The sequence below is a fragment of the Streptomyces sp. NPDC002884 genome (genome assembly GCF_040295245.1).
GTDB lineage: Bacteria > Actinomycetota > Actinomycetes > Streptomycetales > Streptomycetaceae > Streptomyces.
Genome location: NZ_JBEOVB010000011.1, coordinates 247,205 through 261,764, shown reverse-complemented (window position 1 = coordinate 261,764; position 14,560 = coordinate 247,205). Strand labels below are relative to the sequence as shown.

Genomic DNA, 14,560 nt, shown 5'->3' with positions numbered 1-14,560 from the left:
AAGGCCTCGGCGAGGAAGATCACGTCGGGGTCGGCGCGGTTGATGTCCGCGATGACCCGCTCCCAGAACACGACCGGCTTGGTGTGCGGGTTGTCGACCCGGAAGATCCGCACCCCGTACGACATCCAGTGCCGCAGGACCCGCACCGTCTCGGCGACGAGACCGTCCAGGTCGGCGTCGAAGGCGATCGGGTAGATGTCCTGGTACTTCTTCGGCGGGTTCTCGGCGTAGGCGATGGTCCCGTCGGGCCGGTGGTGGAACCACTCGGGGTGTTTCTGCACCCAGGGGTGGTCGGGGGAGCACTGCAGGGCGAAGTCGAGGGCGATCTCCAGACCGAGCTCGCCCGTCCGCTCCACGAACCAGGCGAAGTCCTCGATGGTCCCGAGGTCCGGGTGGACGGCGTCGTGGCCGCCCTCCGGCGAGCCGATCGCCCAGGGCACGCCGACATCGTCCGGGCCGGGGTCGAGGGTGTTGTTGCGGCCCTTGCGGAAGGTCGTGCCGATGGGGTGGACGGGCGGCAGGTAGACGACGTCGAACCCCATCGCGGCGATGGCGGGGAGCCTGCGCGCGGCGGTGCGGAACGTGCCGTGCGGGCGCTCGGGGGTCCCCTCGGAGCGGGGGAAGAACTCGTACCAGGCGCCGTACAGGGCGCGTTCGCGCTCGACCAGCAGCGGCAGCGGCTCGGAGGCGGTGACCAGCTCGCGCAGCGGATACCGGCCGAGCACGGCGTCGACCTGCGGCGTCAACGCCGCCGCCAGCCGGGAGACGGGCGGGCGGGTGTCGTCGCGCAGCGCCTCGGCCGCCGTCAGCACCGCGGTGCGGTCGGACCCCTCCGGCACTCCGGCGGCCGCCCGCTCGTAGAGCCGCGCGCCCTCTTCGAGGACCAGCTCGGTGTCCATCCCCGCGGGGATCTTGATGCGGGCGTGGTGGCGCCAGGTGGCGACCGGATCGCTCCAGGCCTCCACGGTGTACGTCCAGCGGCCCGTCGCGTCCGGCGTGACGTCCGCGCCCCAGCGGTCGGTGCCCGGGGCGAGTTCGCGCATCGGCGTCCAGGGGCCCGGGTCGCCGTCCGGATTCCGCAGGACGACGTTGGCCGCGACGGCGTCGTGCCCTTCCCGGAACACGGTCGCCGAGACCTCGAACGTCTCACCCGTGACCGCCTTGGCGGGCCGGCGTCCCTGCTGGACGAGCGGGCGGACGTCCAGGACGGGTATGCGCCCGACGGTGGTGACGCCGTCGCCCGAGGAGGATCGCTCCGGGGCCGGCGGACCGGGTGCGGGCGTGAGCACCGGGACGGGCGGGGCCTTCTCGGCCCTGTCGGTGCTCTTGCCGTTCTTGCTGCTCTTGTCGTTCTTGGGGCGAGGCGTCGGGGGTGATGACGGGTGGTGCCTTGCTGGCATGACCGCTCCTGTCCGCATCAACGGGGGGTAGGCGGATGGATGTGGTGGGGAGGGGGTCCTGCGGGGGAGCCTTCCACCCTATTCGGGTGAGCAATCCGGCACGTTGTTAACTACTCGTGCCTTTGTCAACGCACAAGACCGGCCCCGTTCGAGGGGAACGGAGCCGGCCTGGGAGCCCCGTCAGGTGAACGGTGGGACCTGGAGGAGTTTGTTCGGCGAACCGGTCCCCCGACCGGAGACCTTGCCGTTCACCGCCCCCGTGACCAGCGCCCGCGCGACCTGGGCGGGCGTGGCTTTCGGGTGGTCGGCGAGGTGGAGCGCGGCCGCGCCCGCCGCGTGCGGCGCCGCCATCGACGTACCGGAGTACGTCACCCGGCCGGTGTCGCTCGTGTACGAAGCGGAGGTGATCGACACGCCCGGCGCGAACAGGTCGAGGGCCGAACCGTAGTTGCTGAAGCCCGCCCTGGCGTCCCCCCGGTCGGTCGCGCCGACCGTGACGGCCTCCCGCACGTCGGCGGGGGAGTGCAGGGCGGCCGGCTGTCCCACGTTGCCCGCGGCGACGGTGTAGGTGACGCCGGACCGGATGGAGCCGCGGACTGCCGCGTCCAGCGCCGCGTTGTAGCCGCCGCCCAGGCTGAGATTGGCGACCGCCGGCTTGTGCGCGTGCCGGGTGACCCAGTCGATGCCCGCGATGGCCTGCGCGGTGGTGCCCGTGCCGGCGTTGTCGAGCACCCGTACCGCGACCACCCTGGCCTTCTTGGCGACGCCGAACCGGGTGCCCGCGACGGTGCCGGCGACATGCGTGCCGTGGCCGTTGCCGTCGGCGGCGACACGGTCGCCTCCGACGACGTCCCAGCCGTAGCCCGCCCGGCCGGCGAAGTCGGCGTGCGTGATCCGGACGCCGGTGTCGATCACGTACACCGTGACCCCGGCGCCCGCGGACTTCGGCCAGTTGTAGCTGTTGTCCAGCGGCCGGCCCGGCTGGTCGACGCGGTCCAGCCCCCAGGACGGCGGATTCTTCGCGACCCCGGCCGCCTCCAGGGTCACCCGGGTGTCCTGGACCACCGAGGCCACCCGCGGATCGGCCGCGAGGCGCCGGGCCTGTCTCTCGTCGGCCGCGACGGCGAACCCGTTGAGGACCGTCCCGTAGGTCCGGCCGATGGTCGCCCCGTACGAACCGACGAGACTCCGGCCGGCCTTCGACGACGCGTCGGTGTCCCCTTTCAGTGTCACCAGATAGCTTCCGCCGACGGAACCGGGCAGACCGGCGCCGAGTATCTTCCCCTCCGGTGCGGCGTGCGCGGGCAGGGTGACGGCCGAAAGGACCACGGCCGTGACGACCGCGGTCAGACCCCCCACCCGGCGCAGACGCCGCGTTCGCGTCCGTGCCATGGTTCGAGTTCCCCTCCTCGACTCGGCGCACGACGGCTCCGCCGACTTATCCGACTTCGCCGGGTACGCCACTGGGCAGCCTCTCGTGCGGGGCGAACGGCCACAAGGTGGCCTACCGGGGCGAATCAGGGTTTCGGCCCGTTGTCGCGGATCGGGCCGAAAAGCGAGGGTCCGCGGGCGGCCAGCCCTCAGCGGGGCCCGCGTCGGCGCCGGTACCTTCTTAGACGACGTGGACGCACACCGCCGTGCGTCTCTTCCTCACGCACGCCGAGGTGGAATGTGAAGGCGATCCGTCGATTCACCGTCCGACCCCTCCTCCCCGACCCCCTCCGGCCACTCAGCGAGCTGGCCCGCAACCTGCGCTGGTCCTGGCACGCGGAGACCCGCGACCTCTTCCAGTCCGTCGACCCCGAGCGCTGGGCCGTCTCGGACGGCGATCCGGTCAGACTCCTCGGCGGCGTGCGTCCGGCACGCCTGACCGAGCTCGCCGGGGACCGCCGTTTCCTGCGCAGGCTGAGTGCCGCCGCCGACGACCTGCACGACTACGTGACCGGCGACCGCTGGTACCAGGCGCAGCCGCGCACCGCGGGGCTGCCCGCCGCCGTCGCCTACTTCTCACCCGAGTTCGGCGTCACGGCCGCGCTGCCCCAGTACTCCGGCGGTCTCGGCATCCTGGCCGGCGACCATCTGAAGGCGGCCAGCGACCTGGGCGTCCCGCTGATCGGCGTGGGGCTGCTCTACCGGCACGGCTACTTCCGGCAGTCGCTCTCCCGGGACGGCTGGCAGCAGGAGCACTATCCGGTCCTCGACCCCAACGAACTGCCGGTGACCCTTCTGAAGGAGGACGACGGCACCCCCGCGCAGATCTCCCTCGCCCTCCCCGCCGGCAAACAGCTGCACGCCCGGGTCTGGCTGGCCCAGGTCGGCCGGGTCCCGCTCCTCATGCTCGACTCGGACGTCGAGGAGAACGACCTCGGCGAACAAGGGGTGACCGACCGGCTCTACGGCGGTGGCAGCGAGCACCGGCTGCTCCAGGAGATGCTGCTGGGCATAGGAGGTGTCCGGGCGGTACGCACGTACTGTCGGCTGACCGGCCACGCCCCGCCCGAGGTCTTCCACACCAACGAGGGCCACGCGGGCTTCCTCGGCCTGGAGCGGATCGCCGAACTCGGCGACGCGGGACTGGACTTCGACTCCGCCCTCGAAGCCGTCCGGGCCGGCACGGTCTTCACCACCCACACCCCCGTCCCGGCCGGCATCGACCGCTTCGACCGTGAACTGGTCGCCCGCCACTTCGGCCCGCAGGCCGAGCTCCCGCGCATGGACGTCGACCGCATCCTGCGGCTGGGCATGGAGACCTACCCGGGCGGCGAGCCGAACCTCTTCAACATGGCCGTGATGGGCCTGCGGCTGGCGCAGCGCGCCAACGGTGTGTCACTGCTGCACGGCCAGGTGAGCAGGGAGATGTTCTCCGGCCTGTGGCCCGGCTTCGACCCGGACGAGGTGCCGATCACCTCCGTCACCAACGGTGTGCACGCGCCGACCTGGGTGGCCCCGGAGGTCCTGCGCCTCGGCGCCCGCCAGTTCGGCCCCGGGCGGGCCGAGGACGCGCTGAGCGTCGGCGGCTCCGACCGCTGGGACGCCGTCGCCGACATCCCCGACCAGGACATCTGGGAGCTGCGCCGCGAGCTGCGCGAGCAACTGGTGGTGGAGGTGCGGCAGCGGCTGCGGGCCTCCTGGCGTCAACGGGGAGCGGGAACAGCCGAGTTGGGCTGGATCGACGGCGTCCTGGACCCGGACGTCCTCACCATCGGCTTCGCGCGCCGGGTCCCCTCGTACAAGCGCCTGACGCTGATGCTGAGGGACCGCGACCGGCTGATGGACCTGCTGCTGCACGCGGAGCGGCCGATCCAGATCGTCGTCGCGGGCAAGGCGCACCCGGCGGACGACGGCGGTAAACGGCTGGTCCAGGAACTGGTCCGGTTCGCCGACGACCCGCGCGTGCGGCACCGCCTCGTGTTCCTGCCCGACTACGGCATGGCGATGGCGCAGAAGCTGTACCCGGGATGCGACATCTGGCTCAACAACCCACTGCGGCCCCTGGAGGCCTGCGGCACGTCCGGTATGAAGGCGGCGCTCAACGGCTGTCTCAACCTCTCCGTGCTGGACGGCTGGTGGGACGAGTGGTTCCAGCCCGACTTCGGCTGGGCGATCCCCACCGCCGACGGCGTCGGCACCGATCCCGACCACCGCGACGACATCGAGGCGGCGGCCCTCTACGACCTGCTCGAACAGCGCATCACCCCCCGCTTCTACGAACGCGGCCAGGCGGGCCTGCCCGACCGCTGGATCGAGATGGTCCGCCAGACCCTCACGCTGCTCGGCCCGAAGGTGCTGGCGGGACGCATGGTCCGCGAGTACGTCGAACGGCTCTACACGCCCGCCGCCCACGCGCACCGGGCGATGGGCACCGACACCGCGCGCGAACTCGCCCGCTGGAAACAGCGGGTGCGCTCGTCCTGGCACGCGGTGCAGGTGGACCATGTCGAGACGGCGGTGGCCACCACCACCGCCGAACTCGGCACGACCCTCGCACTGCGGGTCCGCGTCGGCCTCGGCGACCTCACCCCCGACGACGTCGAGGTGCAGGCCGTCTCGGGCCGCGTCGACGAGCAGGACCGCATCACGGACGCGACGACGGTCCCGCTGAAACCGTCCGGCGGCCCGGACCTGGAGGGCCGCTGGCTCTACGAGGGCCCTCTCGCCCTCGACCGCACGGGCCCCTACGGCTACACGGTCCGCATCCTGCCGTCCCACCGCCTCCTGGCCTCCGGCGCGGAACTGGGCCTGGTGGAGGTGCCGACGGAGGAGGCGGTGGAGGGAGCGGGGGTGGTGTTGCGGTAGCCGTGCGGCAGAGGCACGACGCGCACTTCGGGCGCCGACGCGATGGCGTCGGCGCCTGCGCCGTGTTGAACGCACCCGACCTGTCGAGATCGCATCGTCACCCTGTCCGATCAGCGCTGGCATAGGCTTTGCCGCTCGTTGATCGACTGAGAGAAAGGCCGACGAGCGCGTGGCCGAGAGACCGTCCGAAGAGCACAGATCCGGTTCGCAACAGGGGGATGGGGACAAGGACGGGGTGCCTCCCGGGTCCGGTGGCTCCATATCCGACGCGGAATGGGCGAAGTTCGTCCAGGAGAGCGAACGCGGGATTCCCGCCTCCGCGCCGAAGGAGCCGTCCGCGCGGGCTCGGTCGGTCACCAGGCGGCTGCGGGAGCAGGAGTCGCGCGGGGAGAAGCCCGGGGGGTGGCGTACCACTGCTTCCCTGCAGGAGATGGAGGAGCGGGCGTCCCGCAGAAGACGGCGGCGGTGGGCCTTCCTCGGTCTGCCCGTCGTGGCCGCTCTGGCCCTCGTGGCGATGCGGCCGTCGCTGCTGCCCGGGAATCTCTTCAGCGCCTCTGATCCGCAGGCCGCCGTCTCCGCGCCGCCGCTGCCGGCCGAGACCGCGGCCCCGAGCGCGGCACCCGACTCGGTGGATCCCGAACGGCCCACCCTCGCACGGCCGTTCGCGGGCTCGCCGGCCGCGCGGTGGGCCGACGGCGAGGCCGGCATCGTCCTGCCGAAGGCGACCCCGGTCGGATCGTTCTCCAAGGCACAGGTGGAGCGGGCGCTCGAGCAGACCGGGAAGCTCCTGATCGACGCCAACCTCGACCCGGCCACCCTGCGCGGCGGACGTCCGGAGACCGCGCTCGCGGTGATCGACCCTCAGCAGACGGACCTGATCGAGCTGCTGAACACCGCGCTGAGCAAGCCGGACAAGGACCACGACCCGCTGTCGATGTTCAGCCGCTTCGACCCCGCCGAACTGCGCCTGGCCGGCGACGTGGTCAAGACCCGGGGACGGATGACGTTCAAGGCGAGCAAACGTTCCTCCGTCGTCGTGCACGCCGACTACACCTTCGTCTACCCGGTCATGCGCATCGGCAAGGACGCCACCACCGAGGTGGAACGCACCATCATCCGCCGCGTACTCGACGTCGAGCTCTACGACGCCGCCGAGTACATCGTCACCCCGGGGAAGATCTCCGTCACGAAGTACGACGAGGAGATCGGCAACTCCGCCTGCGACGTCTACGACGGCTATCTGCACCCCGAGTTCTCGACGACCGAGCCGACGGGCGCGCCGGCCACCGGACCGACCTCGGACCCGTACGACCGCAGCCAGAGCCTCGACGAGAAGCGCGAAGCGGGCTGCGGCGTGGTGTCCCGCACCTGAACCCGATCGACGGGGACGGCGCCCGGTGATGGTGGCGGCGGGGTCGGGAAGTCGGCCGGGGTCCGAGGTCGGTGGGTGAGGGCCGGCGGGGCCGGGGGAAAATTCGGTGGGCAGATCGCGGGGCGGGGGCTATGCTCCCCGCGATGACTACTCCTTCTGGTGTCAGATCGGGGGACCCGTCCGCGCAAGGTGAGTGCTGATGCTCACCCAAACCGCGAACGAGGATTCCCGGCTTTCCTTCTGGCTGCGCGTGCGCGAGTTCGCCGTGCCGGCCTCCATGATCGAGACTGCGACCGCCCGCCGCCACGTAGGGGACTGGGCCGGGGCCTGTGCCGCCGCAGGTATCGACGTCGATCTCGACCTTCGTACCGTGGCACGCGTCCACGGTCGTGCCTTCGTGTCCCGGCTTCGGGACGATCTCCGTCACCTGGCCCCTGACCTGCTGCGCTGGCATCTGCCGAGGGTCGCTCCCGACGGGTTGCTCCGGCCGGGGGTGACCGTCTCCCTCGCCCGGTACGAGGCCGGCGTCGGCGCCGCCGGGCGGGACGACACCCGGTGGCCCGTGCACCTTGTGGTGCGGACTCCGCCCGCCTGGGCGGACTCCGGGCAGCGGATCAGCCTCGCGCTGTGGGACGCGGCCGGATCGGCGGCGGGCGACCGCCGTCATCCGCATCCGCGCCCCGACCGGCGGTTCCGTCTCGACCTGCACCGACATCTGTGGGACGCCCGCAGAACGGATGAGCTGCGGGTCCGGTGCGGAGCCGATCGGCCGCCGGGGGACGATCCGCCCCCGCCGGATCCGCTCGGGCCCGCTGCGGAACTGCCGGGACCCGGCTGCGCCGTGGACCGGTGGGCGGCCGAGGCGAGGATCGTGCTGCGGGCGGAGGGGCGGACCACCGGGAACGTCCTGGTGCGCTTCGGGTCCGGGCGGCGGCTGGTCCTGGATCCGGCCGGCGGCCCGGACGCGCGGCCCGTTCTGCGCGCTGCGACAGGCTGTGTCTCCGCGCTGCCCGTGCTGCCCGAAGCGGCGACCTGGGTGCTGCCCGACCTGGAGTTGCTCCGTACGGGGGCGATCGAGGCCGGACGCCTGCATCCGCTGGTCGCCTCGGCACTCGTACCGGAGCCCGTCGTGGCGGAGTCCGTCGTGCCGGAGCACCTCGCACCGGAGTGCGCGGAGCCCGGTCCGGGGCGGGTGCCCGACCGGGCGGGACGGGCCCGGCTCGTGGAGTGCCGGGGCGCCACGCACCGGATCGGCCTGGTCGACGGGGTACTCGCTGCGCTGGACCACGACCCGGCCGAGATCCGGCGCGAGGAGCTGCTGGCCGCGCTGACCGGCACTCCGCTGCCCTGCCTCCAGGCGATCGACCGGGCACACCGGCGCCCGGACTGTCTCTTCGGCGTGCGCGAACGCCTGGTCCACGGTGATGTCGCCGGTGCGCTGGCCGTCGTGGAGGGGCTGCTCGGCCCCGAGGCGGTCCTGCGCGACGGCGCCCTGCGGGACGAACTCGAGGCGGCCGCGCAACGGCGGATCACCTACGGGCTGTTCAGGGCCGGCCTGGTCGGTCCCGGGCCCGGCCAGGATCGCCGCCGAACCGGCCGGCTGCGCGCACACCCACGCCACGGCGCCCTTCGCTGACCCCTCTTCTCGTCCTGCGTACCTTCCTCGAACCTCCCTCGCACTTCCCTCGCACTTCCTACGAACCCCCAAGGTGATCACTCATGCCCACACCCATGCCCACACCCATGCCCACGCGTACCCTTTCCGTCCCTCCGGCGCCTTCTGTCCCGGCGTCTTCCGTCCCGTCTTCCGCGTCCCGACTCGACGTGGCGGGTGAGCTGTTGGCGCTGCTGCGCGACTCCACCACCGAACCGCGCCCCGACAGCCAGCTGGAGGCCCTGACGCTGGCCGTGGCCGCCGACCTCCCCGTGCTGCTGTGGGGTGAGCCGGGGATCGGCAAGACCGCCGCGCTGACCCAGCTCGCGGAGGCGCTGGACCTGCCGCTGACCACGGTGATCGCCAGCGTGCACGAGCCGTCCGACTTCTCCGGGCTGCCCGTCGTCGGGGACGATCCGGCGGAACAGGGCGTCCCGATGGCACCGCCGGACTGGGCGGTGCGCCTGGTGCGGGCCGGCCGCGGACTGCTGTTCCTCGACGAGCTGTCCACCGCGCCGCCCGCCGTGCAGGCCGCCCTGCTCCGCCTCGTCCTGGAGCGCCGGATCGGAGCGCTGACGCTGCCGCCCGGCGTACGCATCGTGGCCGCCGCCAACCCGCGGGGCTCGGCCGCCGACGGCTGGGAACTGAGCCCGCCGCTGGCCAACCGGTTCGTCCACCTCCAGTGGACCCACGACCACGAGGTCGTCGTCCGCGGACTCGGCGGCACCTGGCCGCGGGCGACCCTGCCCCGGCTCGACCCGGCGAAGCTGCCGGAGGCCGTGGACTTCGCGCGGCGCGCGGTGTGCGGACTGCTCACCGCCCGGCCCAAGCTCGTGCATCAGCTGCCCAGCAGCGAAGCGCGCCGGGGCGGCGCCTGGCCGTCGCCGCGCAGCTGGGACATGACGCTGAGTCTGATCGCCTTCGCGACGGCGGCCGGCTCCTCCCGCGACGTACTCTCCCTGCTGGTCAGGGGCACGGTCGGTGACGGTCCGGGACTGGAACTGCTGGCGAGCCTGGACCGGATGGACCTCCCCGATCCCGAGACGCTGCTCGCCGACCCGGCGGGCGCCGACCTGCCCGAGCGGGGCGATCTGCGCCAGGCCGTGCTGGACGGTGTGGTGGCGGCGGTCCGCACCCGTGCCGACCGGTCCCGCTGGGACGCGGCCTGGGCGCTCCTCGTACGGGCGTTGGAGACCGGCGCCCCGGATCTGGTGGTCGTCCCCGCGACGACGCTCGCCTCGCTGCGCCGGGAGGACTGGGACGTACCGGCGTCGATCGAGAAGCTGGCCGGAGTGGTCACCCTGTCCCGGCGGGCGGACCGGGCGGCGGGCCGTGCGGCGGTACGGACCGCGGACACCGCGAAGGCGGGCCGATGAGCCCCGACGAGCCGCGGAACACCGGTGTCACCGGCAGGCCCCAGGGCAGGGTGGAGCCGCTCCCGGGCAGGGTGGAGCCGAGGCCCCTGGACTTCGACAAGCTCTTCGCCGCCCGGCTGCAGGCCGCCCGGGCCCGGCCCTACCTGGCGACGGCCCTGTTCGCGCTGCACCCCGTGGAGTCGCGATGGGTGCCGACGATGGCCGTGGACCGGCACTGGCGGTGCTACGTCTCACCGGCGTTCGTCGACCGTATGCCGGTGGAGGAGCTGGCCGGGGTGTGGGTGCACGAGGTCTCGCACCTGCTGCGCGACCACCACGGGCGCAGTGAACGGGTCGCCCGGGAGCAGGGGCTGACCGGTGCGGGGGAGCGGCTGCGGATGAACATCGCCGCCGACTGCGAGATCAACGACGACGTGTTCGGGGACGGGCTGGTCCAGCCCGAGGGCGCGGTCACCCCGGGTTCGCTCGGGCTGCGGACGGGCGAGCTGATGGAGGACTACCTGCGCAAGTTCCGGCTCGGACCGCACACCCAGAACCTGGCCTGGCTGGACTGCGGCAGCGGCGCCGACGGACGGGAGCGGGAGTGGGACCTCGGCCCGGACGGCGCGCACGGCCTGAGCGAACAGGAACGGGACGCCGTCCGCTTCCGCGTGGCACAGGGCATCGCCGGGCGCCGGGGGACCGCCCCGGCGGGGTGGCGGCGGTGGGCGGAGGAGGCCTTCCATCCGCCGCAGCCGTGGCGGGAGTTGCTGGGTGCGGCGGTCCGCTCGGCGGCCTCGGCCCCGGGCGCGGGCGAGGACTACTCCTACGGCCGTCCGTCCCGCCGCTCGGCCGGCGTCCCGGGCGCGGTGCTGCCGAGCCTGCGACGCAGACCGCCGCATGTGAGCGTGGTCATCGACACCTCCGGATCGGTCAGCGACGCCGAGCTGGGGAGCGCGATCCTCGAGGTCGCCGCGATCTCCCGGGCCGTGGGCGGCCGGCGCGACCTGGTCACCGTGGTGCCGTGCGACGCGGCGGCCCGCATCGTGCACCCGCTGTGCCGGGGCGAGGGGATCCCCCTGCTGGGCGGGGGCGGTACGGATCTGCGCGCGGGCTTCACCAAGGCGCTCCGCTCGCGGCCCCGTCCCGATGTCATCGTCGCCCTGACCGACGGCCAGACCCCCTGGCCGAGCAGTCGCCCGCCGTGCCGGACGGTGGTGGGCCTCTTCCCCCGCGGGTCGGCGTCGTACGACGAGGAAGACCCGGACTACGTGCCGAAGTCGCCGCCCGCCTGGGCCCGGGTGGTGGAGATCGGGTGACCGGGTGACCGGGCGGCAGGGTCAGGGCGTTCTGTGGCGAATGTCGTGTGATCGCGTTCACTTCGAGCGGGGGGACCATGTGAACATCTTGTGCTTCGGCTGGGAGATCCTTTAGGACTTGGCCACTCGTGATCGTTTGGGCGGGGGATTCCGCACGTTCGGCACGTCGGAACAGCGAATGAGTGGAATGAAGCAAGTGAGCGAAGAGAGACCCGAGATGTCGAGACTCCGCCCTCGTGGGCCGGCTGTCCTGAGGGCTGTCGTGGTGCTGGCCGGTCTGTGCGTGGTGGGGTGCTCGGCCGCCGGGGGAACCAGTGCCGACGAGCCTGCGGACGGGAAGCGTTCGCCCGGGAGCACGGTGTCCGCGTCGGTGAGCACGTCGGTGAGTTCGTCGAGTGGTGCCGTCTCGCCGAGCCCCGCTCCGAGTCGCTCGGCGGCCGCGTCGGCCACGCCGTCACGCTCGAAGACCTCGGCTCCGCGGGCGACGAGGAACTCGTCGGCGGGTGTGGGCGGCGGCTCCGGCGGGTCGGGTGGTTCCGGCACGAGTGGGCGGGGGTCGGGCGGGTCGGGTTCCGTCGCGCAGAATCCCAACCGGGGATCCAACCCTCCGCCCGCGCCGGCCCGTCCGTCGCCCACGCCGGAGTGGAGTTCCGAGGAATGGCAGCCGGGGGACCCGGTCGAGACCAGGCCTCTTGCCACGCCTTAGGGGGCCGGCCGGCGCAGGGGTGCCGGGCGGGCCGGAATCCGCCGCCTCCGCGTCGCCGCCTCCGCGTCCCCGCCGCCGGCGGGGACCGTCGCCCGCCCGGCCCGACCGGCTACGACTTGTCGCCCTCGCTCAGCTCCCGCAGCACCACACCGCACCGGCGTGCGTACGCCTGCTGCAGGCCTCGGGTCGCGGGGCCCGCGGCCCTCGCGTACCACTTCGCGCCGCGGCTGAAGGCGGACACCGTCAGCCAGACCGTGCCGTCTCCGGTGCGGTCGACGACGAAGGACTCCTCGCCGCATTCGGGGTGGCCGGGGAGGGTGCCGTACGCCCAGCCGGCCCGCCGGTGTTCGTCCACCGTCCAGACCACTCGGCAGGGGGCTTTTATGAGGCCGGCCAGGGTGACGGTGACCTCGACGTCGGGGGCCGCCCGCTCCGCGGTCGTGTCCATACCCACGCCGAGGGTGCGGTGCATCTCCCAGGTCAGGACCGCTTCGGCGGCTCGGCGGAAGACGTCGTGGCCCTCGCCGAGGCGGGTGCGGACGTGCAGGGAGTGGAAGCCGGGAGGGCAGTGGCCGGGGCGGTCGCGGGTCGCGCCGACGTCGTCGTACGTGAAGTCCTTCGAAGACATGGGAGCCAAGAGTAAGGCGGTACCCGGGGATGCCTTCGTCCCGGGTACCGCCTCACGTCAACTACTGATGGGTCAGGCGACGTTGACGGCGGTCCAGGCCGCCGCCACCGCCTTGTACTCGGTGCTGGTCGAGCCGTACAGCGCCGACGCCGCGCTCAGGGTCGCCGTGCGGGCGCCCGAGTAGGTGGTCGTCGAGGTCATGTAGGTCGTGAGCGCCTTGTACCAGATCTGGACGGCCTTGGCGCGTCCGATACCGGTAAGGGTGGAGCTGTTGTACGTCGGGGAGTTGTAGCTCACCCCGTTGATGGTCCGGCTGCCGCTGCCCTCGCTCAGCAGGAAGAAGAAGTGGTTCGCCGGGCCGGACGAGTAGTGCACGTCCAGGTTCTTCAGCGAGGACGACCAGTAGTTGGCCGAGCCGCCGTCCTTGCTCGGCTGGTCCATGTAGCGCAGCGGGGTGCCGTCGCCGTTGATGTTGATCTTCTCGCCGATGAGGTAGTCGCCGACGTCGGAGGTGTTCGCCGCGTAGAACTCGACGGCGGTGCCGAAGATGTCGGAGGTCGCCTCGTTGAGGCCGCCGGACTCGCCCGAGTAGTTCAGGCCCGCCGTGTTCGAGGTGACGCCGTGGGTCATCTCGTGCCCGGCCACGTCCAGCGAGGTCAGCGGGTGGGTGTTGCTCGACCCGTCGCCGTACGTCATGCAGAAGCAGCTGTCGTCCCAGAAGGCGTTGACGTACGCGTTGCCGTAGTGGACGCGGGAGTACGCGGCGACACCGTTGTTCTTGATGCCGCTGCGGCCGAACGTCGACTTGTAGAAGTCCCACGTCGCCTGCGCGCCGTACGCGGCGTCGACGGCGGCCGTCTGGTCCGTGGTCGAGCTGGAGGCGGCGCCGGTGCCCCAGGTGTCGTCCGCGTCGGTGAACAGGGTGCCCGCCGAGGAGGTCGTGGCGTGCGCCTTGTTGTACGTCTTGTGCCCGCCGCGCGTGCTGTCCGTCAGGCTGTACGTCGAGCCCGAGAGGGTCGTGCCGAGGGTCACCGTGCCCGAGTAGAGGCTCTTGCCGGTGCCGGTCTCGATGCCCTGGTACTCGTACAGCTTCTTGCCGGTGGCCGCGTCGGTGATGACGTGCAGCTCGTTCGGGGTGCCGTCCTCCTGGAGACCGCCGACGACCGTCTCGTAGGCGAGAACCGGCTTGCTGCCGTTGCCGGCCCAGATCACCTTGCGGGGCGCGTCGCTGGCCTCGGTGCTGGCGGAGCCGGCGTCCTTGGCGAGGGTCAGGGCCTGCTTCTCGGCCTTGGCGGCGGTGACGACGGGGGTGAGCGAGGCCACCTTGATGGTGGTGTTCGTCGCCTTGGTGACGCCCTTGTTCGCGCCCGCGGCCGACTCGTGGACGACCAGGTCGCCGCCGAGGACCGGCAGACCCGCGTAGGTCCGCTCGTAGCGCGTGTGGACCGTGCCGTCCGCGTCCTTGACGACGTCGCGCACGACCAGCTTCTCCTGGACGCCCAGGCCTATCTCCTGCGCGGTCGCGGGCGCGTCAGCCTGCTTGTCCTGGATCAGGGCGGTGCGGGCGGCCGGGGCCAGCGCGGTGGGCACGGCGAGGGGCGTCGCGCTGGTGGCGTCCGCCGGGGTCTGGGCGGCGGCGGTGCCGGCGGTGAGGCCGGTGGTGACCAGGGCTCCGGCCGCGACGGCGGTGGCGATGGCCAGAGTGGTGCGCTTGTGACGCGCGTAGAGGGAGGTCACACAAGCTCCTTGGATGTGGGGGTGCCCGGGCGGCGTGGGGTGGCTGTCCGTGGCTGTTGTGAAGTTGTGCGGCGGGTGACAGGAAGACTGGCA

10 protein-coding genes are annotated in these 14,560 nt (G+C 72.5%); 5 read left to right on the top strand and 5 right to left on the bottom strand.

Going from position 1 to position 14,560, the window contains the following annotated elements:
* On the bottom strand, nucleotides 1–1,400 hold a 1,400-nt coding region (locus tag ABT070_RS23645), incomplete at its 3' end, for a maltotransferase domain-containing protein (RefSeq protein WP_351763756.1).
* Between the two features lie 180 nt (nucleotides 1,401–1,580).
* Complete coding sequence (locus ABT070_RS23640) at nucleotides 1,581–2,792, bottom strand: S8 family peptidase (RefSeq protein WP_351763754.1); 1,212 nt, start codon at nucleotides 2,790–2,792, stop codon at nucleotides 1,581–1,583.
* 279 nt (nucleotides 2,793–3,071) lie between these two features.
* On the opposite strand from ABT070_RS23640, the gene ABT070_RS23635 reads away from it, so the two are divergent.
* From ABT070_RS23635 to ABT070_RS23615, 5 genes are all read left to right on the top strand, one after another.
* Nucleotides 3,072–5,696: a glycosyltransferase family 1 protein gene (locus tag ABT070_RS23635; RefSeq protein WP_351763753.1), complete on the top strand. Its 2,625-nt coding sequence runs from the start codon at nucleotides 3,072–3,074 to the stop codon at nucleotides 5,694–5,696.
* A gap of 235 nt (nucleotides 5,697–5,931) precedes the next feature.
* Nucleotides 5,932–7,068, top strand: coding sequence for a hypothetical protein (locus tag ABT070_RS23630; protein ID WP_351763751.1), 1,137 nt, complete (start codon nucleotides 5,932–5,934; stop codon nucleotides 7,066–7,068).
* 199 nt (nucleotides 7,069–7,267) lie between these two features.
* Entirely contained in the window at nucleotides 7,268–8,704 is a 1,437-nt protein-coding gene (locus ABT070_RS23625) for a hypothetical protein (protein WP_351763749.1), read from the top strand.
* 107 nt (nucleotides 8,705–8,811) lie between these two features.
* Nucleotides 8,812–10,098 (top strand): AAA family ATPase, encoded by a 1,287-nt coding sequence (locus tag ABT070_RS23620; protein WP_351763747.1) that lies wholly within the window; start codon nucleotides 8,812–8,814, stop codon nucleotides 10,096–10,098.
* Complete coding sequence (locus tag ABT070_RS23615) at nucleotides 10,095–11,396, top strand: vWA domain-containing protein (RefSeq protein WP_351763745.1); 1,302 nt, start codon at nucleotides 10,095–10,097, stop codon at nucleotides 11,394–11,396. The genes ABT070_RS23620 and ABT070_RS23615 overlap by 4 nt, the downstream gene beginning before the upstream one ends.
* A gap of 111 nt (nucleotides 11,397–11,507) precedes the next feature.
* On the opposite strand, the gene ABT070_RS23610 is transcribed toward ABT070_RS23615, so the two are convergent.
* From ABT070_RS23610 to ABT070_RS23600, 3 genes are all read right to left on the bottom strand, one after another.
* Nucleotides 11,508–11,939, bottom strand: a complete 432-nt coding sequence (locus ABT070_RS23610) for a hypothetical protein (RefSeq protein WP_351763743.1) — start codon at nucleotides 11,937–11,939, stop codon at nucleotides 11,508–11,510.
* Nucleotides 11,940–12,211: 272 nt separating this feature from the next.
* The gene (locus ABT070_RS23605) at nucleotides 12,212–12,730 is read right to left on the bottom strand and encodes a DUF1990 domain-containing protein (protein WP_351763741.1); all 519 of its coding nucleotides are present in this window, start codon (nucleotides 12,728–12,730) and stop codon (nucleotides 12,212–12,214) included.
* A 72-nt stretch (nucleotides 12,731–12,802) separates the two neighbouring features.
* Nucleotides 12,803–14,467, bottom strand: coding sequence for a M4 family metallopeptidase (locus ABT070_RS23600; protein WP_351763739.1), 1,665 nt, complete (start codon nucleotides 14,465–14,467; stop codon nucleotides 12,803–12,805).
* Between the last annotated feature and the right edge of the window lie 93 nt (nucleotides 14,468–14,560).